21 protein-coding genes, 2 tRNA genes and 1 pseudogene are annotated in these 21402 nt (G+C 39.5%); 17 read left to right on the top strand and 7 right to left on the bottom strand.

Annotation, left to right across the window (positions count from 1 at the left end; translation table 11 throughout):
* The first annotated feature begins 3 nt into the window (after nucleotides 1-3).
* From GXP67_RS08560 to GXP67_RS08545, 4 genes are all read left to right on the top strand, one after another.
* Nucleotides 4-1188, top strand: a complete 1185-nt coding sequence (locus GXP67_RS08560; RefSeq protein ID WP_162442757.1) for an HU domain-containing protein — start codon at nucleotides 4-6, stop codon at nucleotides 1186-1188.
* A 96-nt stretch (nucleotides 1189-1284) separates the two neighbouring features.
* Nucleotides 1285-1980 (top strand): MotA/TolQ/ExbB proton channel family protein, encoded by a 696-nt coding sequence (locus tag GXP67_RS08555; protein WP_162442756.1) that lies wholly within the window; start codon nucleotides 1285-1287, stop codon nucleotides 1978-1980.
* A 193-nt stretch (nucleotides 1981-2173) separates the two neighbouring features.
* Nucleotides 2174-2566: an ExbD/TolR family protein gene (locus GXP67_RS08550; RefSeq protein WP_162442755.1), complete on the top strand. Its 393-nt coding sequence runs from the start codon at nucleotides 2174-2176 to the stop codon at nucleotides 2564-2566.
* An 80-nt stretch (nucleotides 2567-2646) separates the two neighbouring features.
* Complete coding sequence (locus GXP67_RS08545; protein WP_162442754.1) at nucleotides 2647-3585, top strand: hypothetical protein; 939 nt, start codon at nucleotides 2647-2649, stop codon at nucleotides 3583-3585.
* A 78-nt stretch (nucleotides 3586-3663) separates the two neighbouring features.
* Here GXP67_RS08545 and GXP67_RS08540 read toward each other — a convergent pair whose 3' ends face one another.
* Nucleotides 3664-4101 carry a GNAT family N-acetyltransferase gene (locus GXP67_RS08540; protein ID WP_162442753.1) on the bottom strand — a complete coding sequence of 146 codons (438 nt, stop codon included), beginning with the start codon at nucleotides 4099-4101 and terminating at the stop codon, nucleotides 3664-3666.
* 137 nt (nucleotides 4102-4238) lie between these two features.
* On the opposite strand from GXP67_RS08540, the gene GXP67_RS08535 reads away from it, so the two are divergent.
* Both GXP67_RS08535 and GXP67_RS08530 read left to right on the top strand, forming a co-directional pair.
* On the top strand, nucleotides 4239-4574 hold the full coding sequence (locus tag GXP67_RS08535; protein WP_162442752.1) for a PadR family transcriptional regulator: 336 nt from the start codon (nucleotides 4239-4241) through the stop codon (nucleotides 4572-4574).
* Nucleotides 4575-4578: 4 nt separating this feature from the next.
* On the top strand, nucleotides 4579-5223 hold the full coding sequence (locus tag GXP67_RS08530; RefSeq protein ID WP_162442751.1) for a hypothetical protein: 645 nt from the start codon (nucleotides 4579-4581) through the stop codon (nucleotides 5221-5223).
* Between the two features lie 37 nt (nucleotides 5224-5260).
* Here GXP67_RS08530 and GXP67_RS08525 read toward each other — a convergent pair whose 3' ends face one another.
* Together GXP67_RS08525 and GXP67_RS08520 are read right to left on the bottom strand one after the other, a co-directional pair.
* Nucleotides 5261-6604 carry a T9SS type A sorting domain-containing protein gene (locus GXP67_RS08525; protein ID WP_162442750.1) on the bottom strand — a complete coding sequence of 448 codons (1344 nt, stop codon included), beginning with the start codon at nucleotides 6602-6604 and terminating at the stop codon, nucleotides 5261-5263.
* Nucleotides 6567-7517 carry a PhoH family protein gene (locus GXP67_RS08520; protein WP_162442749.1) on the bottom strand — a complete coding sequence of 317 codons (951 nt, stop codon included), beginning with the start codon at nucleotides 7515-7517 and terminating at the stop codon, nucleotides 6567-6569. Before GXP67_RS08520 ends, GXP67_RS08525 begins: the two co-directional genes overlap by 38 nt.
* Nucleotides 7518-7659: 142 nt before the next feature.
* On the opposite strand from GXP67_RS08520, the gene GXP67_RS08515 reads away from it, so the two are divergent.
* A complete protein-coding gene (locus GXP67_RS08515) occupies nucleotides 7660-7944 on the top strand; it encodes a putative quinol monooxygenase (protein WP_162442748.1) in 285 nt (94 codons plus the stop codon).
* Between the two features lie 160 nt (nucleotides 7945-8104).
* Nucleotides 8105-8188 (top strand) — tRNA-Leu (locus GXP67_RS08510).
* Nucleotides 8189-8252: 64 nt separating this feature from the next.
* Here GXP67_RS08510 and GXP67_RS08505 read toward each other — a convergent pair.
* Nucleotides 8253-8627 carry a hypothetical protein gene (locus GXP67_RS08505; RefSeq protein ID WP_162442747.1) on the bottom strand — a complete coding sequence of 125 codons (375 nt, stop codon included), beginning with the start codon at nucleotides 8625-8627 and terminating at the stop codon, nucleotides 8253-8255.
* A 256-nt stretch (nucleotides 8628-8883) separates the two neighbouring features.
* Between GXP67_RS08505 and gpmI the strand changes: the two genes are divergently transcribed.
* From gpmI to GXP67_RS37775, 4 genes are all read left to right on the top strand, one after another.
* Nucleotides 8884-10410 carry a 2,3-bisphosphoglycerate-independent phosphoglycerate mutase gene (gene gpmI / locus GXP67_RS08500; protein WP_162442746.1) on the top strand — a complete coding sequence of 509 codons (1527 nt, stop codon included), beginning with the start codon at nucleotides 8884-8886 and terminating at the stop codon, nucleotides 10408-10410.
* 87 nt (nucleotides 10411-10497) lie between these two features.
* Complete coding sequence (locus tag GXP67_RS08495; RefSeq protein ID WP_162442745.1) at nucleotides 10498-11082, top strand: hypothetical protein; 585 nt, start codon at nucleotides 10498-10500, stop codon at nucleotides 11080-11082.
* Nucleotides 11083-11185: 103 nt separating this feature from the next.
* Nucleotides 11186-11269 (top strand) — tRNA-Leu (locus GXP67_RS08490).
* A gap of 330 nt (nucleotides 11270-11599) precedes the next feature.
* Nucleotides 11600-11734, top strand: a complete 135-nt coding sequence (locus tag GXP67_RS37775; RefSeq protein ID WP_262890485.1) for a hypothetical protein — start codon at nucleotides 11600-11602, stop codon at nucleotides 11732-11734.
* Here the strand turns inward: GXP67_RS37775 and GXP67_RS37770 are convergent.
* Both GXP67_RS37770 and GXP67_RS08485 read right to left on the bottom strand, forming a co-directional pair.
* Nucleotides 11731-11862 carry a hypothetical protein gene (locus GXP67_RS37770; RefSeq protein WP_262890484.1) on the bottom strand — a complete coding sequence of 44 codons (132 nt, stop codon included), beginning with the start codon at nucleotides 11860-11862 and terminating at the stop codon, nucleotides 11731-11733. The genes GXP67_RS37775 and GXP67_RS37770 overlap by 4 nt on opposite strands.
* 511 nt (nucleotides 11863-12373) lie before the next feature.
* Complete coding sequence (locus tag GXP67_RS08485; RefSeq protein WP_162442744.1) at nucleotides 12374-12592, bottom strand: hypothetical protein; 219 nt, start codon at nucleotides 12590-12592, stop codon at nucleotides 12374-12376.
* A 503-nt stretch (nucleotides 12593-13095) separates the two neighbouring features.
* On the opposite strand from GXP67_RS08485, the gene GXP67_RS08480 reads away from it, so the two are divergent.
* Nucleotides 13096-13302, top strand: a complete 207-nt coding sequence (locus GXP67_RS08480; RefSeq protein WP_162442743.1) for a hypothetical protein — start codon at nucleotides 13096-13098, stop codon at nucleotides 13300-13302.
* A gap of 460 nt (nucleotides 13303-13762) precedes the next feature.
* Here GXP67_RS08480 and GXP67_RS08475 read toward each other — a convergent pair.
* Nucleotides 13763-15000 (bottom strand): annotated as a pseudogene (locus tag GXP67_RS08475) (IS3 family transposase).
* Between the two features lie 392 nt (nucleotides 15001-15392).
* Between GXP67_RS08475 and GXP67_RS08470 the strand changes: the two are divergent.
* The 4 genes from GXP67_RS08470 (at nucleotide 15393) to GXP67_RS08455 (ending at nucleotide 21353) form a co-directional block, all read left to right on the top strand.
* Complete coding sequence (locus GXP67_RS08470; RefSeq protein WP_162442742.1) at nucleotides 15393-15848, top strand: cold-shock protein; 456 nt, start codon at nucleotides 15393-15395, stop codon at nucleotides 15846-15848.
* A 310-nt stretch (nucleotides 15849-16158) separates the two neighbouring features.
* Nucleotides 16159-17703, top strand: a complete 1545-nt coding sequence (locus GXP67_RS08465) for a bifunctional GNAT family N-acetyltransferase/carbon-nitrogen hydrolase family protein (RefSeq protein ID WP_162442741.1) — start codon at nucleotides 16159-16161, stop codon at nucleotides 17701-17703.
* Nucleotides 17704-17856: 153 nt separating this feature from the next.
* Nucleotides 17857-18066, top strand: coding sequence for a hypothetical protein (locus GXP67_RS08460; RefSeq protein WP_162442740.1), 210 nt, complete (start codon nucleotides 17857-17859; stop codon nucleotides 18064-18066).
* A 254-nt stretch (nucleotides 18067-18320) separates the two neighbouring features.
* Complete coding sequence (locus tag GXP67_RS08455) at nucleotides 18321-21353, top strand: sensor histidine kinase (protein WP_162442739.1); 3033 nt, start codon at nucleotides 18321-18323, stop codon at nucleotides 21351-21353.
* Nucleotides 21354-21402 lie beyond the last annotated feature (49 nt).

The raw sequence follows: 21402 nt of genomic DNA, 5'->3' as shown, positions 1-21402 counted from the left end.
GCCATGATAGAGAAATATATAAAATACCTTCTGTTTGAACATGATTGTGTGGTAATTCCTGAATTTGGAGGATTTATTGCCAATTATGTAAGCGCCGATATCCATCCGATCCACCATACATTTCAGCCGCCTTCTAAAAATATTGCCTTCAACGAAATGCTGAAACTCAACGATGGCCTGCTCATTAGTCATATTTCGGCGAGTGAAAAAATTAGCCGGGAAGAAGCGCAGAAATTAGTGAAGGAATATACAGAATTTGTAAAAAACGAAATCAGAAGTAAGGATAAGTATAAATTTGAAGAAATAGGTACGCTTTACCTCAATCATGAGCAGCGCTTGCAGTTCGAACCTGAGAACAAAATAAACTATCTTAGCCATAGCTTCGGCCTTCCGGAACTGGATTACAAACCCATTGAAAGAGCTTCAAGCTATACCAAATTTAAAACAAAAGATAGGCCTGCTATGATGAATCCTGATGCGCTGGATGAAGAGGAAGATCAGTTGGTTTTCCCGGTAGAGAAAAAAAGCTCCCGTTCCCGTTTACTATTAGCGATAGTTATTCCTGTGTTACTCTTACTGGCAGGCAGCGCCGGCTATTTCCTGTTTCTCGACAATGGCAATACAGCGCTCAGCAGTTTTGATCCTTTTACCGCCTTGAAAAGCAGCCGGAACGAAGAAGATACTACTATGGTAGTAGATGACTCTTTCCTATATGCAGATACAACGCTACAGGCAAGTGTAGATACTAACAGCCTTGCTTCTGCAGCAGATGATTGGTCTACTGCTCCGGCTGCTGAATCTGAAACAAGTTCATTTACAGAAACGGCACCAGTAACTGAGGAATTACAAAAAACGAATGAAGTAGTTGCTGCGCCGACAGAAGAAAAACCCGCTGTAACTTCTTTTACCGAAACCGCTCCTGAAAATACAGATGGCGTTGCTGTTGTTGGTAATCCCAGACGGTATTATGTTATTATTGGTGGTTTCTCTGTTAGAGAGAATGCCTTTAAATTGAAAGAAGAGCTAAATAGCAAAGGAAACAGCGATGCCAAAGTAGTTGTGCCAAAAACAGACGGCAATCTGCTGAAAGTTTCATATGCTGATTTTGATACATTTGCAACGGCGGCTTCGAAAGCAGAAGAACTGAAAGCTATATATGGCAGCTCAGTATGGGTGTTAAAATATTAATTGTATAAGCATCGTTATATGATTGGCATTATCTCTATCGGGTAATGCCTTTCTTTTAATCTCTATATTATCTCAATTCTGTTTTTCTTATTTCCAATGCATTTTTTACAAATTACCACTACAGATTCCCTTTCTGCTGCTACTGACTCACTTGCTGCTCAAAACAGCGTTTCCTTATTAGACCTGACATTAAAGGGCGGGCTCATGATGATCCCTATTTTTATTTTGTCGATCATGGCCATTTATATTTTTATTGAGCGTATGCTTATTATCCGGAAAGCTTCTCAAAATCCATCGGTACTTATGGAACGGATAAAAAGCCTGGTATTGAACGGTGATATTGTAAGTGCCCGTCTGCTTTGTAGCCAGACAGATACCCCCATCGCACGTATGCTGGAAAAAGGGGTTTCACGTATTGGTAGCCCTTTGAAAAATATCGAGGTATCTATTGAGAATGTAGGTAAAATTGAAATTTACAACCTGGAAAAAAATCTTTCCCTGCTGGCAACAGTTTCGGGTGCAGCCCCAATGGTAGGTTTTTTGGGAACAGTTACCGGGATGATTCAGGCATTTATCGCTATTGCGCAGGAAGAAGGCTCAGTAAGTCCGAAACTGCTATCTTCCGGTATTTATGAAGCTATGATTACAACAGCGGCTGGATTGATCGTAGGTATTATTGCCTATCTGGCTTACAATTATCTGGTGGCACAGGTAGCCAAAATTATTTATAAGATGGAATATACTTCTATTGAATTTATAGACCTGCTGCAAGAACCAGAAAAGGTGAGATAATTGTAGAATTACGAATTACGAATTACGAATTACGAATTACGAATTACGAATTACGAATTACGTTCCTTAAAAGCTTAGTTGAAATTGAGTGGATGAGTGATTGAATAGATTAATTTAACATTCATAATCCATAATTTAATCACTCATGCACTCAACCTCTCAATCACTCAATTTTCAGTAAGTCAGTATTTGTATGGCGCTTCAATCTAAAAATAAAATAGACCCCAATTTCAGCCTTTCCTCCATGACTGACATGGTGTTTTTGTTGCTGATTTTTTTTATGCTCACTGCTTCTTTTGTAACCCCATCAGGTTTGCCGGTAAGTTTACCATCCAGTAAGGCATCTAATATTGAAATTCAGAAAGTGAGCGTTACCATTACCAAAGACCTTCAGTTTTTTGTAAATGATAAGAAAACGCCGGAGAATAGTATGGAAGAAGCCTTGAAAGCAGCTCTGGCCGGGGGCCAGGATGGAGCGGTTATTCTACATGTAGACGAATCAGTTCCGGTAAAATATGTCACTAAGGTAGGTGGAATTGCCACTTCATTGAAAGCAAAGGTTTCTATTGCTACGAAACCGGAATAAGTTTTGCTTTGTTCAGTATGTAATGGGTAGTAATCTTTCGCATATTTACTAATTATTTACGAACCAATAACACCTGCATTATGGCAGCTCACAATCAAGATAAAGAAAATAAATCCAAACGGACTGCAATGGCCATCAGCCTGACCTTGCATGCTGGCTTATTGCTGCTGTTTTTCTTTATGATGGCCTGGCGTGCGCCAGATCCACCACTTCCAGAATATGGAATTGAATTGAATTTTGGTACAGATGATGCCGGAAGCGGGAATGTACAGTCACTGGCACCTGCCAATGATAATCCTGCGAATGAAAATGCAAAAGCCGGCGATCCTGCTCCTCAGCCTGAACCACCTCAGGCAGAACCAGAGCCAGTAACAGAAGTAATACCCGAAGAGGAGCCAATTGTAGAGCCTGTAGAAGAAGAAAGCCCTGTAGTCGTGGAGAAAAAAGAACCGGAAAAGAAGAAAGAAGAGGTAGTGGTAAAGAAAGAGCCTGAGAAGAAAAAAGAGGAAGTGGTAGAGAAGAAAGAATCGGAAAAGAAACCAGACCCAAAGCCTGTAGTGAATAATGAAGCACTAATGACGTCTAAAAAAGAAGGCGCTGGTGGTAAAGAAGGAGGTACTTCAGACAAAGTAGCCGGTAATAATAATGGAGATAAAACCGGAAAAGTTGGTGACCAGGGAAATCCGGAGGGCAAACTGGAAGCCAAAGCTTTATATGGAACACCAGGAGGTGGCAGTGGCGGCACAGGTGCTTCTTACAACATTACCGGATGGGCTCCTGATTCCCGCCCCAATGTAAAAGATGCATCAGATGAAAGCGGAAGAATTGTATTTCAGGTGACAATTGATGAGGATGGAATAATTCAAACAGTAGTTCCCATTGAAAAAACCGTCAGCCCTGCTGTAGTGGCATTTTACAAAAAAGAAGTAGAAAAACTAACATTTAGCCCCACTTCTGATAATACAGTTCCTAAGCCTAGATCTACTGGAACAATTACCTTTATTATTAAGTCAAAGTAGTGTTTTTAGCTATACATAAAAGCCCCCTTATCTGATAAGCGGGCTTTTTGATTTCCTGGAACATTATTCAATTTAGTATTACTCGCTTTTCAAAACCATCTTATAGTGTTTGATATTACATTCTTCAAACATATCCCCAACCGGTTGAAACCCAAACTTACTGTAAAGTGGCATAGCGGTGAGTTGTGCATGTAAATAAAGCATTTTTCCTTTAGATCTGCCATCTTTCCTGATGTCGTTAATAACGGTTTTTACTAGTGCCGAACCCACTTTCCGGCTGCGGTATTCTTCTAATACAGCAAATCGTTCAAGCTTTATTCCTTTATCTGTATAACGCCAGCGGGCAGTACCACAAGGATTCTCTCCGGCAAAGGCTAAAAAATGGTGGCTGCTATCTTCAAACTCATCATATTCTTCCTCAGCCGGTACTTGTTGTTCTTGTACAAAAACATTTTCCCGGATGGAAAACGCCTGTTTGAGCTCTTCAGGTAATGAAATATGTTTTACTGTGATCACAAGTCTGGAAATTAGTGACAATAAAATTAGAAAATATATTCCGGAATTGCATAAATCAGTTTTGCGCGCACAAAAAAAGTATCAAAAATTTGCAATACTCAGACAAACTTACTATGTTTGTCTGAGTATTAACAGATATGTATTCAAAAGAACTGATCAGAGGGACTTTAAAGCCCATCATTTTGAAATTGTTAGCAGAGCATGGAAAAATGTACGGGTATGAAATATGTCAAAAGGTGAAAGAACTAACAGATCATGAGATACTTATCAAAGAAGGTTCTTTGTACCCGGCACTGTATAAACTGAAAGCAGAAGGGCTGGTAGAAGTAGAGGCGATAGAAGTGGACCACCGAGTCAGGCAGTACTATTCGCTGGCAAACAAAGGCAAGAGCATAGCAGTAGAAGAGATTAAAGAATTTTCTTTGTTTTTGGGCACGATGGGTAAGTTGTTTAAAGTAAATCCAGCCAGCTAACTATATGACATTATCCGAAGCACAGATTTCTTATGTAAGAGATCAAGTTGAGAAAGAAGGCATTGATGATCCTGGATTGAAAAATGACCTTATAGATCATATTTGTTGTGCCATTGAGGCCAATCTTGTGCGCCCGGCAGATTTTGAAGCCGTTTTTAATAAGGTTTTTACTGACTTTTGCTCTGGCCAAAGCCTGAAAGAACTAGGAGCAGAAATACATAATATATCAAACTATACACATACCCTTATGAAAAAAATTGCATTAAGCCTCGTATTTGGGTTCTCAATACTTTTCTTCCTGTTTATGCTGCTGAATGGCATAGGTCTGGCAAATCAATATAACTGGCCATTTATGGAAGGAATAGCATTTTTTAATCAATACGGCCTTTGTTTGTTTTTACTTCCTCTATACTGGTTTCATCAATACAGATTAGCTTATAAAACAGGATTGGCCGGCTTATCGACCAATTTCACACGGCTGATGTATATACTTGGCTTTCTGTGTTCGGAAGCCGTAGCCAATGCTGTGTTTTTTAAATTGATGCAGATGCCTGGCGGAAATCAACTTTTTATGATTGCAGCCATTCTGGGTATAGGGTATGCGCCCTTGTATGTATACAATCAGTTTAGGATGGAAATGGGTAAATAATGAGAAGGGATTAGGAATTGCAGGCCATCAGAAATAATTAACGTACAACCATTAGCCTTGCTGTCCGGGTTTCCTTAGGTGAACTTACCTGAACGATATATAACCCCACTGGCAAATTTCTTGTGTTAAGTTCTATCTTATTCCCGGAAAGCCTATAATTCAGCTCATTCATGCGTTTGCCTGTTACACTTACTACCTGAAAGCTGATTTCATTCAGATTGGTATATGTTAATTGTATGGTTACTTTATCATCTTTTGCCGGATTTGGGTATAATTTCATAGTAACCAGCCCGGATTCAAAGGCTTCGCCAGATCTTTTTATAAGTGTTGCTCTTCTCGGGCTAAGTTCCAGTACAGAATGTATGCGTCCTTTCTGGTCCTGCGTAAACACATTCATACATTTATCCGGTGAATAATCCAGGAAATTCTCAATCATATTTTGTGTAAATGTTCCCTGGCAATCCGAAAACATTTCATCGCAGTTTACCGTATTATTCGGGCCTTCCGCACTGGGTGTATCTGCACAATAATCTTCCCCACAATTTTCGTCACCCCAGGTATGAAGCAATCCAAGCCAATGTGCAACCTCATGGGTGGTGGTACGGCCGTCTCCATATGTATTTGAAGTTACAGTTCCGGTATTTTTGCCGAAGTTAGCGTGGTTAATTACTACTCCATCTGTATTGGCAAGTTTCCCCAGGTCGGGTAGCCCACCAACGTTATCCACAACCGGAAACTGGGCATATCCCAGATAACGGTTTTTGAGCGTAGTTACCCATATATTCAGATAGCGGTCAGTAGGCCATACAATGATAGATTTTAAGGTTTCATCGTCCTGATCTATGTCAAAAGATTCCTTAGTATTATATGTTCTGGTAACACCTTCTGTAGATTTCCCATTCGGATCACGGGTAGCCAGCCGAAATTCAATTTCCATGTCATCACCTACCGGATTATCATTATATCCATTTGTTCCTATCTTCCGCCGGTAATCTTCATTCAATACTTCTATTTGCGAATCAATCTGTTCTTTTGAAATATTTCCATTACTTGCTCCTCCGATAGCTCCGCTGGCTGTATGGTGTACCACATGTACAACAACAGGAATAACAATAACTCCTTCTACGGCATGGATGCGGGCCGAAGCTCTTTTTTTGTTGATAAGCGCATTAAGATGCCGTTTACTATCGGGTAAGCCGGGATATTTAATGGCCAGTAAGGAATCATAACGGGTAGCAAGGCACCGTTGATAATCCTGGGCAAAGGTAAGCAAGGGAGAGCAAATGAAAAAAATGCACAGTAGGTAAACCAAAGGCGAAAAAACAGGCAAAAAGGCTGCCTGTTTATGGTTTATCTGTGTTTTCGAAATGGTCGTACGCATTAATGATATCTCTAACAAGTTTATGTCTCACTACATCCTTGGCATCCAGTTCTACAAATCCAATTCCTTTTATATCTTTCAGAATATGCAAAGCCTCTACCAAACCTGATTTCTGATGCCTTGGCAAATCAATCTGCGATCTGTCGCCGGTAACAATCACCTTCGAATTAGGTCCCATACGGGTCAGAAACATTTTGATCTGCATAGCTGTGGTATTTTGTGCTTCATCTAAAAGAATAAAGGCATTATGTAATGTTCTGCCACGCATATAAGCCAATGGTGCTATTTCAATCACCCGGTTCTCCTGGTAGAATTTTAGCTTTTCTGCCGGGATCATATCATCGAGGGCATCATAAATCGGCCTCAGGTATGGATCAATCTTTTCTTTCAGGTCACCAGGCAGAAATCCCAGGTTTTCGCCAGCTTCCACAGCCGGACGGGTTATAATAATTTTCTTTACCTCTTTATTTTTCAATGCCTTCACGGCAAGCGCCACAGAAATATAAGTTTTGCCGGTTCCTGCCGGTCCGATGGCAAAAACGAGATCATGTTTTTCAGCAGCCTCTACCAGCGTTTTCTGGTTAGCTGTTTTGGGCTTTATTACAAATCCTTTTGTCCCATACAAAATGATATCTTCTTCAGGCACTTGCACGGCACTTTCATCCTTCTGGATATAATCCAGCACATTTTCCTGGGTTACTTTACCATATTTGTGGTAATGATTGAGTAAAGAATTGAGGATATCGTTTATTTTAATAATTTCCGGAGTGCTGCCTTTAATACGGATTTCATTTCCCCGTGAAATAATACGGCTGCCGGGAAATGCGGCAGCTACCTCTTTAATATTAGTGTTTTCTACGCCTAAAAAATCAATGAGAGAGATGTTCTCTAAGGTTATTACTTTTTCTACCAATCGCTTGTTGTTTTAGTCAAAAATATATTGTGAATTTACTTTTTGTGTTGAATGATAAAATTATGCAGTTCCTTGTACAGAGCCGCGTTTTTTCAACATCAAAAATAACTGATTTGTTCAATTTTCCTATGATTAGAATGCTATGTTAATCAGAATTGTACGAATGCATTTTCAGCCGGATCAGGTGGAAGCCTTTCTTATGATTTTTGAACAGTCAAAATCTGTTATTTGTAGCTTTCCGGGATGCTTATCGGTAGAGTTACTCCAAGATGCTTCTGACTCATCTGTGTATTATACCCACAGTCAGTGGATAGATGAAGAGGCATTGGAATATTACAGACAGTCCTTATTTTTCAAGGAGACATGGGCAAAAACAAAAATCTTGTTTGCAAATAAAGCGCAAGCCTTCTCATTAAAGAAGCTATAATTGCAACTTATTTACAATAAATCAGTCCACCACTTCTCAAATGCAAATTTATTGATAACTGGCCAGGAATGTATCTATACTCTAACTGATTTTTTATCTCAAAAAGATTTGCAGGTTATGGGGAATAGATTAGTTTTGCACTCCGTTTCTCCAGTTTGATGCCCAGGTGGCGGAATCGGTAGACGCGTTGGTCTCAAACACCAATGGGGTCACACCCGTGCCGGTTCGACTCCGGCCCTGGGTACATTAATTGCCCTTCTATGCAAATAGAGGGGCTTTTTATTGGAGCCTAAAAGAAATATGGTACTCTAATTCTTCGGAATATAATTTAATAATTTATTTATCCACATATTAACCAGCTCCTCGGTAGTTAATATCGGCTTAGTTTTATAGAGTTGCAGCCATCCACCATCTATTTCTTCGGATTTATAGTAATTATAAATTGTACCTTTGTCCTGGTTAATATGAACACTTATTTGAAAATTGTTTCGATATGGTGGCATTAAAGATTCATTTGACTCTCTGCCTAAGCGGGCAAAGATCAGTTTATTGGATTTATGGTGAAGGGTACAGACTGTTGGGTTTTTTGATAAAGTTAATTGTGTTTCAGAAGAAATAGACTTGCTTTCTAATAGCAAACATATTTCAGTAAAGGCATTAGCTAATTTTGCGGAATTATTCATAGTTCTTGTTTATAATTTATCAATTATCGTTATCCATATCTGAAAGTACTGTTGTCAGTTATGGATTCAGTGTACAATTTACAATAATTCTCAATGAATGAAAAGCTCAGTACATCTGGAATACCCACACGTATTGTGCCATCAAAACTAAAAAAGGTAAACTTGGTTTAAGTATTCTTGGCAGTGTGGTTTTTTTACAAGTATTCTATGATATTCTTACCTTGCCTGTTATTTTTGTAGCCTTAAACAATATACCATGAACAAAAAGGTAATACTGATCATTTTAGATGGATGGGGAATCGCCACAAATCCCAAGGTTTCAGCCATTGACCAGGCCAACACGCCATTTATAAACAGCCTGTATGAAAAATACCGGCATAGCAAATTACAGGCATCCGGGCTGGCTGTCGGTTTACCTGAAGGGCAGATGGGAAATTCCGAAGTAGGACATATGAATATTGGCGCAGGCAGAGTTGTATATCAGGATCTGGTAAAAATTAATAAGGCGGTAGAGGAACATACCCTGGATCAGGAACCCGAATTGATTAAAGCCCTGGATTATGCAAAAACCAATGGAAAAAAAGTGCATTTTATTGGTTTGTTATCGGATGGAGGCGTACATTCCCATATCAACCATCTAAAGGGCTTGTGTTCTATTGCGCATGATCGAGGTGTAGAGAATGTATTTATTCATGTTTTTACCGATGGCCGGGATACTGATCCTAAAGGTGGTGTGGCTTATCTGAAGGAACTACAGGCACATAATCAGAAAACTGGTGCCCGGATCGCCAGTATTACCGGACGGTATTATGCTATGGACCGGGATAATCGCTGGGAACGCGTGAAATTAGCCTACGATGCCATGGTTCGGGGAAGAGGTGAACTGACAAAAAATCCCATTCAAGCCTTGCAGCAATCATATGAGGCAGGAGTTACCGATGAATTTGTAAAACCAATCATTGTGACTGGTCCTGATGATCAACCACTGGCAACTATTGCCGATGGAGATGTTGTATTGTGTTTCAACTTCCGCACCGACCGTGGACGTGAAATTACGCTGGCACTTACCCAGAAGGATTTTCACGAACAGGATATGCACAAACTGAATCTGTATTATGTAACCCTGACTAATTACGATGATTCTTTCCAGAATGTGCATGTTATTTTTGATAAGGATAACCTGTCTAATACGTTAGGGGAGGTGCTGGCAAACGCAGGCAAAAAACAGATACGGATTGCCGAAACTGAAAAATATCCGCATGTTACTTTCTTTTTCTCAGGTGGCCGTGAAAATCCTTTCGAAGGAGAAAAACGTATTCTCTGTCCGTCGCCAAAAGTGGCTACGTATGATTTGCAGCCAGAAATGAGTGCCTATGATATCAAAAACGCTATCATTCCTGAACTTCAGAAAAAAGAAGCAGATTTTATATGCCTGAATTTTGCAAATCCGGACATGGTTGGTCATACCGGTGTATTTGAAGCTGCCGTAAAAGCTTGTGAAACAGTAGATACTTGTGCCTCTGAGGTAGTTGCTGCCGCTTTAGAAAATGGCTATACTTCTATCATTATTGCAGATCATGGCAATTCAGATTGTATGATCAATGAAGATGGTACACCTAACACGGCGCATACCACCAATCTGGTTCCTTGCATCCTAGTAGATTCAGCATTTAAAGGACATATACAAGATGGTAAGCTTGGCGACCTGGCACCTACCATTCTTGCATTAATTGGCATCGCCCGTCCGAAAGAAATGAATGGCAATGTGCTGATAACCCAGTAATAGCGTAGATTTATTTCAGTAATGTCCCTATAACACAGATAAAGAGTTAAACAATGCTGTAATCATTATCTGTTATTATCATTGAGTATGAATATAGTTAAGTGGAAGTTGTCTTGTATGCTCATAGGTTTTATTGGTTCTGTGCTGTTCAGTTGTGGACAGGAGCCTGCCAGTTTAAAACGTGATACCAGGTTTTTTGACCTGGCGGCTTTTATAGAAACACAGTCAATTTTACTGGATTCTCTGCAACCGAAGGTGCGCAAGAAAGTAACGATAGGTGATACAGTAGAGGAGAAAATAGTTTCAGAAACCAATTGGGCAAAAGAACTGGAATTATTTGACCAGGCAGATATCAGTAAGCCGGCCTTGCAGACAAGCTATGAAATTGAAGAACAGTCAGAACAGATTCGAGTGTATAAAGCAAAAGCCAATGAGAATCCCAATGTAAAATATATTAAAACTACCTTAGATTCAAAGACTGGCCAGATTGTATCCCTGGAGGCCTTAATCAGCCGCAATAATTATCTGTATCATTCAGAAAAGAAAATATGGCTGCAATGCCGTATTAGTCCACAGGGTAAGTCGCAAATAAGTGCTTATCGCATCAGCGGCATGCAGAAACTGATATTTAATGACCAGGTACCTTATCACATTGAAGCAGAGATTTTGTAAAAAGTATTACTGCTGCCTTCTCAGAGAATCTATTTTGTGGGTGATGGGTTGTAAAAAGGTTGTTTTAATTATAAAAATAATTACTTAATTTGCCCGCAAAAATGGCCACGTGGTGAAACTGGTAGACACGCCATCTTGAGGGGGTGGTGCCTTCACTGGTATGGGAGTTCGAATCTCCCCGTGGTCACTTTAATAATGAGGACTTTATAAAGTCCTCATTATTTTATCTCATCCCATATCCGGGAGAGTACTGCACGCTTACTAGTAACACTATTCAAAAAGATATTTTTCATGGCCACCTCCCCATGCAGCCAGATACATTGCTGAATTTCAGGGAGGTGAGGGAATCTCGAGTAAAAGAGAAATAGCCACCATGAAGGCCCATATTGTTTTCACCGGTTAAAGAATATACTCTCGCAGGGGGTAGACTTACAGGAAGCTTTATCAACTTCTAACTGTCAATTGATAGCTGTAGTCAAACCTAGAAGAAAAGTTAAAAAGATGGATAAACTGATGAATGAATTCAAAAATATTAAATCCACCCAGATCAATATTGATGAATCCGGCAAATGGTAGCGTCAGTAAAGAGCAGGACAATGTAAAGCACACTACCTATATGGCTCTCAGCATCAGGCTTACCGGTAAGGATTAATTGGTGAACACCATCATATAGAGTCTGGCAGTTTTACTATAATGTACCTGCCAGGCTATGTGACGGTAAGAAACACCATGAGTATATGCAGAATAGAAATAAGTAGATGGAAGAATAGCTGGTTTCATAAGGCCTGTTTACTGTTGATGCCAATAAAATGTTTAATCTGTAATGTAAAGAAAAAACTATGCTCGCAAAGCAAAAGTAAAAATGGATATAAGGATACATTCTTATATGAAAGGCAGAAGGAATAAGCCTTTGCGGCCCTGGTAAGTTATGCTGGGAGATTGGCTTTTAAAGGAGTAAACAGAGAGGTATTTTCCGATAAATACGGAAAAATAAGAATGAGGATAAAGTTATTTGAAAAAGGAAATGCAGGAAAACCCAAAGGTGCCATGAATAATATTCAGACAAAGTAAAATAGGCATACAATCAGTTAGCTTGAAAAACAACATACAAAAAATGCAGGCAGATATAGATGCATTAAAGCCTGTAGAAGATTACATTATCTGCTCGCCTTATTCTGAATACTATTTTACCCAAACTTGCCTTGGCTGAAAATCTATCAACCATACTCTAAGTAAGTAATTAATTCATCCTTCCCGGCTATTCGGACTTCTTAGTTACATTAGAAAAAGATCATCTCATGTAATCATTGACAGAATCTTCATTAAATATAACCTCAATTATTTCATCGGTTTCATCACTGAAGATAAGCTTTGCATGGATGTTATTTATCCAATATAGGTTAGCAACAAAGTCTTCTTTTATTTGAGTAGCAAAGAAGTCTCCATGCTCTAAAACATACTGAGTCTGCTCCTGTAATGGCAGATGCTGAAGTTGAAAGAGAGTGAGCATGCACTTTAATTTAACCGTAAATGCCCTTCTTCTATAAAGTCTATTGCTAAACCAAGGGTTACAATCTCAATAACAATATCAGATAGGTAGTCAAATGCGTATTCCATAGGTTAATATATTCTTCGGTTTCTTATATGCCTTCTATAGTCTTTGAAAGCTGGATTTATAATGCTACGCAGGTACATTGCGGCAATAGTGATTATAACTATTAAAGGCAGGGCAATATATAAAGGAAGTTCCATAATATTTGATTCTTAATTTAAGCTGTATTAGCATGTTCCACCGCTTTATATTCCACCTTTATCGAAAAAGGCACCACAGTTATATGCCTTGGCGTATTAAGCAGTACACTTTGTGCTGTAATGTTTCGCCGGATATTAGTCACTATTATGTCCTTATTTTTTAGAGGCAGAAAGGATTTTAATATTGATGAAATGCTAATATTTTATATGATCTGGATTGCACTGACTATATTCCTATACTTACTTAAGTAAATTAAACCTATGATGACACTTCAGCAAATTGAAGAACTATTAATAAAGGTGCAGGTTAAAAAGTTTGATTTAGATAAAAAAGCACCTCAAGATTGCCGCCAATTTATGGTTGATCCTCAGCTGAAGTATGGCTATTATGCATCGGGTCATAAAGAAGCTGCAAAAGCTATTATGGAAGCAATGAATACTTCTATAAAATTAGAGCTGAATAGTTGATAGATTTCCTATAATTATGAAGTTTGCATGATACAATATTTCTGGCAAGTGCTAAATGAATGAAAACAAGAAGTGCACTTATCCTGGTTATAAAAAAGCCCCTCTATTCGCATAGAAGGGTGATTTTTGTACCCAGAGCAGGAGTTGAATAAAAATATTTGAGTTGTTTAGTTTAAAGTGCATACTAAGTCTAGCTCAAACAGCCATTGTATATTGCCACTTTTTCAAGGTGTTGTTATTCAAATATTGTTAATATGCAATACAATCAAAATAACATAAGCCAAGACTTAGAATAGAAAAGAAGTTTTCCTTTTCAAAGAGGATCAAGGAGTGCCTTACGCTGGTGTTATAGACTTCTACAGAATAAGTCTCTGCCTTCAATTGGAAGAGTTTATCATAAGGAATCATTTGTGGATATACTTTCCTAATGTGGACTTGCAACAAAATTGTGGACAATAAATTAAGCAACTAACACATATTGATTTAAAAGTTGCTCCATCTGGGCTGGTGTTCTATATCCCAGAGAGGAATGCAGTCTTTTCCTGTTGTACCAGATTTCTATATATTCAAAAACAGTGGTAGCCGCTTGCTGCTGATGGGCAAACTTATAATCATATACACATTCCACTTTCAGGGTCTTAAAGAAGCTTTCTGCGACAGCATTATCCCAACAATTCCCTTTTCGACTCATGCTTGGCTTAATAAGAGGATATGTACCTAATTCTTGCCTAAATTCATCACAGGCATACTGTATACCCCTGTCTGAATGAAATATTAGAGGTTGGATCACGGGCCTGTTTTTTATAGCCATTTTTAATGCTGCTATTGTCGTCTCTTTGGCCTTCATGGTTTTACTCAAGGCGAGAGCCAATAATCTTTCTGTCTGCCAAATCCAGTACCACCGTAAGATATAGCCAACCTGTAATGGTTCTGATATAAGTGGACCCGATGCTGACATCGTCTGCAGGTCCATGTCTGATACCCAGGCCTGACCTGTTGCATTAGCTGTAAAATTTCGATCCAGTAGATTTTCACTCACCGGATAGCTATGCTTTGAATCCGTAGTGACCTTATACCTTTTAATTCTTTTTGCCCTAAGCTCAGCCTGCTTCATTAAGCGGGCAACCCTGGGTCTGGAAACTGAAATGTTATTCGCTTTCAAGGCTTTACTGATTCTTGGGCTACCATAGGTCTGGCCACTCTCCTTATGGATCACTCTGATCTGTTGAAGAATTTCCCGGTTCTCTGTAGCTCGTTTAGATGGCTCACTGTTTATCCATCCATAATATCCACTTTTACTTACTTGAAAGGCTTTGCACATCTTCTCAATGGGGTATACAGTGTGATTATCCTTTATGAATTGGAATATCTCCCATCGTTCCTGGAAAAGATGCTGACCGCCTTTTTTGGACCTGCCTACGTTGTGAGCATCGGCTCCATATCCCTTTCCATTTCTGCATCCTTTAATGCCTTCTTTAGACGGGCTATTTCTGCTTCTTCAGGGGTTTGTTTTGGTTTTCCATGGCCAGGAAAACTTCCCTCCCTCTTGTCTAAAAACTCACGGCGCCAGCGATAAATCAATCCAATTTTGATATCCAATTCTTTAGCCAGATCTACTAAATTTTTTCTGCTCTTACTAAGTTCAACAGTCATTAGTTTGAACTCCTTGTCGAATTTTCTTCTTTGTCCCATTTTCATTAAGTTAAGTATTTTCTCTTAACTTAATGTCCACCCAAATGTAGCAAGATCAAATGATCACTCATGAGCTAACCAATAGATCTATCTTACAACTTGCCCAAAGCAGACCCCGGTCGGGTAAGCTTTTGTGCTTAACCCTACATAAATGGAAGAATCATTAAAATTTAAATTTTTTACAGCTTAACTTTTTGTCCACTTTTTTATAAGCCAGACTTTGACAGTTGGGCAAACCAGGCACCGCCTATAATGTGTATCCAATTATCTTCTAATTCTTTACTTATCAAGGATGACTTATCAGAATTTGTAAGCACTGAAAAATTATAGTATCTTCCCACTATTGATTAGATTAGATACAAATCATCAAAACAACTAAACAACCTTATCTATACAAAATGAGTAAATCACAAGAAGGATTTAATAAGAAAGAAAAAGAAAAGCTAAAGCAAAAAAAGAAACAGGATAAAGAGCAAAAGAAACTAGAACGTAAAACTAATTCTGACAAAGGAAAAAATCTGGAGCAAATGCTGGCCTATGTAGATGCAAATGGCAATATTTCTTCCACCCCTGTAGATCCTAAAGAAAAGCCTCTCATTCAGACAGAAAATATCCAGATTGGTGTGGCCAGACAAACCGCTGCGCCGGCAGCAGATGTAATCAGGAAAGGCACCGTCACTTTCTTTAATACATCGAAAGGATATGGATTCATTAAAGATCACCAGACACAGGAAAGTATTTTTGTGCATGTAAATGAACTGATAAATCCGGTAAAAGAAAATGACAAAGTAAGCTTTGAAACAGAAATGGGTAAAAAAGGACTGAATGCGGTCAGGGTAAAACTGATAGTGTGAGTACTTTATTTTTATCATATTTTTTTACTTAGTAGACCTGAAAAAATTGTAAAATGGCCTATTACGTGGCTATGGTCTTTTGTGCTGCAAAAAAAGTATTCTAAGTTGGCTAAATAAGAAGATTGTGTTGAAGGATTATCAACATAGGTGATTAATCTTTTGAATCGTTTTATTTCAAAGAGGGACAGATCTGAACCGGCATTTTGTGGACGTTATTCTCTGCCCTCCTTTCTTTATGTAAGCTTATTTGAACGTATGCCCCCTGCATTACCGTTACCTTGCTGGCACATCAACCAGCTTTTTATTCTTTATGGAAACCACCAAAATTATTACCCCTGAGTATACCATCAAATTAAGAAATCTTGAAATTTCAGATTATCCAGATATAAAAGAGGCCGCCGAGCTGGCCTATTCCGGAATGGGTGGTGTATGGCAGCCAAAACATATTGCCAAACTGCTCGAAATTTTTCCGGAAGGACAATTATGCATTGAACTGAATGGAAAAGTAATCGCTTGTGCCTTGTCATTGATTGTTGACTATTCCAGATTTAGAGACACCCACACCTACGTACAGATTACCGGAAATTATGAATTTACTACCCATAATGCTGATGGAGATGTATTATATGGCATTGATGTATTTATTCATCCCAGTTTCCGGGGTATGCGCTTAGGTAGAAGGCTGTATAATGCCAGAAAAGAATTATGCGAGAATCTGAATTTACGATCTATTATTGCCGGTGGCCGCATACCTGGCTTTATAACCTATGCCGATAAACTGACTCCCAAAGAGTATATAGAAAAGGTAAAACTGCGGGAAATATACGATCCTATTCTCAGCTTTCAGATTGCCAATGACTTCCATGTAAAGAAGATCCTGACTAATTACCTGCCTTACGATTCTGACTCTAAAGCTTTTGCCACCTTGCTGGAATGGAATAATATTTATTATGAAGAAAATAAAAAGCAGGTTGGTGACAAAAAATCAGTGGTCAGAATTGGTATTGCCCAGTGGCAGATGCGTACGGTGGAGGGAATAGAGGCCATGATCGAGCAGATAGAGTTCTTTGTAGATGCCGTAAGTGGATACAAATCGGATTTTATCTTGTTCCCTGAGTTATTTAATGCTCCATTGATGGCTGCATTTAATCAGTATACCGAATCGGCCGCCATCCGGATGCTGGCAGGCTATACTGAGCAGTTACGAAATAAGTTCTGCGAGTTTGCGGTCAATTATAATGTGAATATAATTACCGGAAGTATGCCTTTGTATGAGGATGGGAAATTATACAATGTAGCCTTTTTATGCCGCCGCAATGGAACCTGGGATAGTCAGTATAAATTACATATCACGCCGAATGAATCTTATCACTGGGGTGTGGTGGGGGGAGATACGCTGAAAATATTTGAAACCGACTGTGGCAAAATCGGTATTCTGATCTGTTATGATGTAGAATTTCCTGAGCTTCCCCGCTTGCTTGCCGCTCAGGGAATGGATTTGCTTTTTGTTCCGTTTCTGACAGATACACAGAACGGATATAACCGGGTACGCTTGTGCGCGCATGCGAGAGCCGTTGAAAATGAGTGTTATGTGGCCATCGCAGGCAGTGTAGGTAATCTTCCGAGAGTAAATAACATGGATATTCAATATGCACAGTCAGCCGTTTTTTCTCCTTCTGATTTTCCTTTTCCTACCAATGCGATTGTTTCGGAAGCTACCCCTAATGCTGAAATGATGCTAATTTCAGACGTGAACCTGGATCTGTTGAAAGAATTGCATATAAATGGAAGTGTGAAGAACCTGAAAGACAGACGGACGGATTTATACAGCCTGACCTGGCGGGGTAAAAGCTAAATTGTTTGCCGGTTATGAATACCTGCCATACTGGAGATACTTCTTTGAACCCTTAATGCAAAGAATAAAGTTGTAATTACTTCTGTAATGCAATTAAGTTTTAGAATATGGTGTGATCTGATTACTAAATGTACTTTTAACTCCTATCTTTTTATGCTTTCTCCTCTCCAATTACGACAACTTCCTCTTCAGCAACAAGCTCAATATGTATGTGAATATGGAAAGTTTGTTGATAGCAAGTTTGAAGGAGAGACTACCGTAAACATGTATTGGCTGGATAAATATTATGCAGAAGTAATTTACAACAGCCTATCTAATCAGGTTCAGGATATTGAGCTGAAAGAAGCTTTTCATGATCATTAAATCTCTATTCCCTATTCTGCTTTGACTATCTGGCTCCTAGTACTAAATATTACTTTATAAGATAATAAGCTCCAATAATAGTATAGAATCCGGAAATGAAAACGATCTGTTGACTTTATAAAATAATCCTTTCAACAAGTAATTGTATACATTTCAATTAAAAAATGAACTTATACAATTACTATGTGAAAACTTTTTGCTATTTTCTTAGCTGTTTTTCCATTGGGATACTTTAAAAATTTAACTCCGGCAATATGATCAGTAGAAATATCTGTGTGGGGTTAGTGTTTTTTCTACTTCACCTGTTCTCTGTTAGCTGTAAGGCGCAGCTGCCATCTGTTTCTTTCGAAGTAATTACTACCAAAGATGGTTTGCCTAGCAATACCGTGTTTTCTGCTGCTAGAGATCAAAAAGGATTTATATGGTTTGGAACCAGGCTTTGTCCCACCAGATATGATGGAGCCAGTTTCAGAAACTTCCTGGATTTTGAAACTAACCTGGTAACAGGATTAGCTGCCGATAAGGATAATAATATATGGCTGGCCAGTGACCGGAGCGGTATTTGCAAGATCGGGGCTGATTCACTCAACATGACTGCCATTCCGAGTTCCGACAGGCAAGCCTCTAATAAGCAAACCGGGTACTTCTTCATCGATTCTTATGGAAAAGGCTGGTACAGCAATTGGTATGGCGTCAGCTGCATGGATCTAAAAACAGGAAAATTTAAACATTATCCTTTCCGGCAGACTACCTATGTATGGGTAAAAGGTTCTTTTATCGAAGATCGCCAGCATAATCTCTGGGTCATTGGACGTGATAATGGCTTATTCCGCTACGACCGCCAGGCGGATACACTGGTCTGTGTATTAGGTGCTGATGCACAGGACCCAAAACGGAGGCTACCCATTGTATTCACACAAGCTTGCATGGATCAGCAGGGCATACTCTGGATAGGTACACATAATTACGGATTAATCCAATACGATCCACAAACGGGGAATTATGTGAATTATTCTAATGAGAGCCCATCCAGTTTCATTAACAGTGTGGAGGCAGGCTATGACGAAAATGGAAAACCTGTTGTGTGGTGGGGCGATCATGAGGGATTAGGTGTGTTCCGGCCTGAGCAGAAAAAGTTTTACCGCTTTTCTCACCTGCTTCCTGATGCCTATGAAGTACACGATATATTCAGAGACAAAACGGAAGGGATTGTATGGGTGTGTACCTCGGATGGAATATTAAAGTATAACCCCAAAAGTAATTTAATCCAAACCATAGCTATTCCGGATGGCATTGTACATTTTCCGGTTGTGGTTAATACATTTTTGCCGGATAAAACGGATCCGTCAGGCGAAACATTCTGGCTGGGATTATCCCATACAGGTATGTTGCAATGGAACCGCCGGACAAATCATTTTATGCTATTTAAGTTTCCACCAGAAAAATCATCTCCGGAAACACGCTGGATGATACAAAGAGAGGATGGAAAGATATGGATAGGTGTTAACCAGTGGAGATATAAACGGCCGGGTATTATAGTATTTAATCCTGAAAATAAGCAGTTTCTGAATCCACCGCTTAGCCGGCTCGCCAACCAGTATTATTCGGTACCTTTTTTTATGTATGGATTTTTTGATCGGCAAAAACGGCTCTGGATCGGTAATTCAGACGAAGGCATTCATGTACTGGATTCAGCTTCCTGTAAAGAAGTTTCTCCCTGGGATAGCCAGACTCAACTGGACCTGATCAAAGGAAATAACCTGATCAATGATATGCGGATAGATAAACAGGGCCGGGTCTGGCTGGGTACCTATAAGGGGGTATATTATGTAGATGAAGAAGAAAGAAAATTTGTATACGCTGATACGCCGCATCCAGCTTTGCGTAATCAGGACCCGGCTGTGAATACACTGCTGGAAGACCACAATGGCAATATCTGGGCGGCCCGCTGGGGCAGTATTACACAAACAGACAAAAATGGTGTTATCCGGACGGTGCTCACATCTAAAGAAGGCCTCTCTGACCGGGAAAACCGCGGACTGGCAGAGGATAAATGGGGCAATATCTGGATTGGAAATTATGAAGGCTTACACTATTACAACCCAGTCAGCAAAAAACTCTTGCGCTTTACCGTAAACGATGGTTTGCTTAGTAATAATACCCTCCAACGGTTATTTGTTCATGCCGGAAATGAACTGTTTATCGGGCAAAAAAATGGAATTAATTTGTTAAAGATAGATAAATTATCAGGGCAGCCTGTGCCTCCTCCTGTTGCGGTAAGCTCCTTTAAGATTCATGAAAAAGAACAATACTTTGATTTCTCCCGGCCTGTCCGTTTGAAGCGCTCTGACAATGCATTTAGTGTTGATTTTAGTGCCTTAAACTATAGTAAATTACAGAACAATCAATATGCGTATTACCTGGAGGGATTCGACAAAAACTGGAATTATATCGGTTCTAATCACCTGGCTTATTATACCAATCTCGACCCAGATACTTATACTTTGTATTTAAAGGCAGGAGATGCATTTGGTAACTGGAACCAGAATCCATTGCGGATTCAAATTGTTGTGTTACCAGCATTTTACGAAACATGGTGGTTCCGGCTGCTCATTGTAGCTGCCATAGCCGCTATCTTGTATGCACTTTACCGGTACCGCATCAATCAACTCTTACGATTGCAACAGATACGAAACCGCATTTCAGCTGATCTGCATGATGAAATTGGCGCTTCTCTGAGTGGTATCAGTATTATGGGGATGATGGCAAAGAAGAATCTCCAGGAAAAACACCCCTCAGCCCTTTTTCTGGAACGGATGGTAGAAGAAACCAATCAGATCAGCAGTTCACTCGACGATATTGTCTGGAGCATTAATCCAAAAAATGATGACTTATCCCACCTGACTGCCAGAATGACCCGGTATGCCTCCGAATTGCTGGAAGCCAAAGGAATTGCCTATAAAATGAATGCCCCTGATTATTATGGACAGGTAAAACTTTCTATGGAACAGCGCAGGGATTTTTACCTGATCTTTAAGGAAGCCCTCAATAATTTGGCTAAGTACGCCCAATGTTCGCAGGCATGGGTGGAGATCAGCCTCCAACGGCATTGCCTTCAGCTGGTGATTCGCGATAATGGGATTGGTTTTGAACCGCATTTGTATACGGAGCGGAACGGGCTTCGGAATATGCGAAAACGGGCCGAAAATTTAAAAGGCACACTGCTTATTCAATCTGCGCCGGGGGAGGGAACCATGCTGCAACTTTCGTTTCCAATATCTGCCTAACCCTAAAGGGTTATTGACAAGAATATATTAATTTAGTTCATTGTTAGAT

This window comes from Rhodocytophaga rosea (genome assembly GCF_010119975.1).
GTDB classification, from domain to species: Bacteria; Bacteroidota; Bacteroidia; order Cytophagales; family 172606-1; genus Rhodocytophaga; species Rhodocytophaga rosea.
The sequence above is the reverse complement of the archived record's forward strand: the minus strand, read 5'-3'. Positions and strand labels throughout refer to the sequence as shown.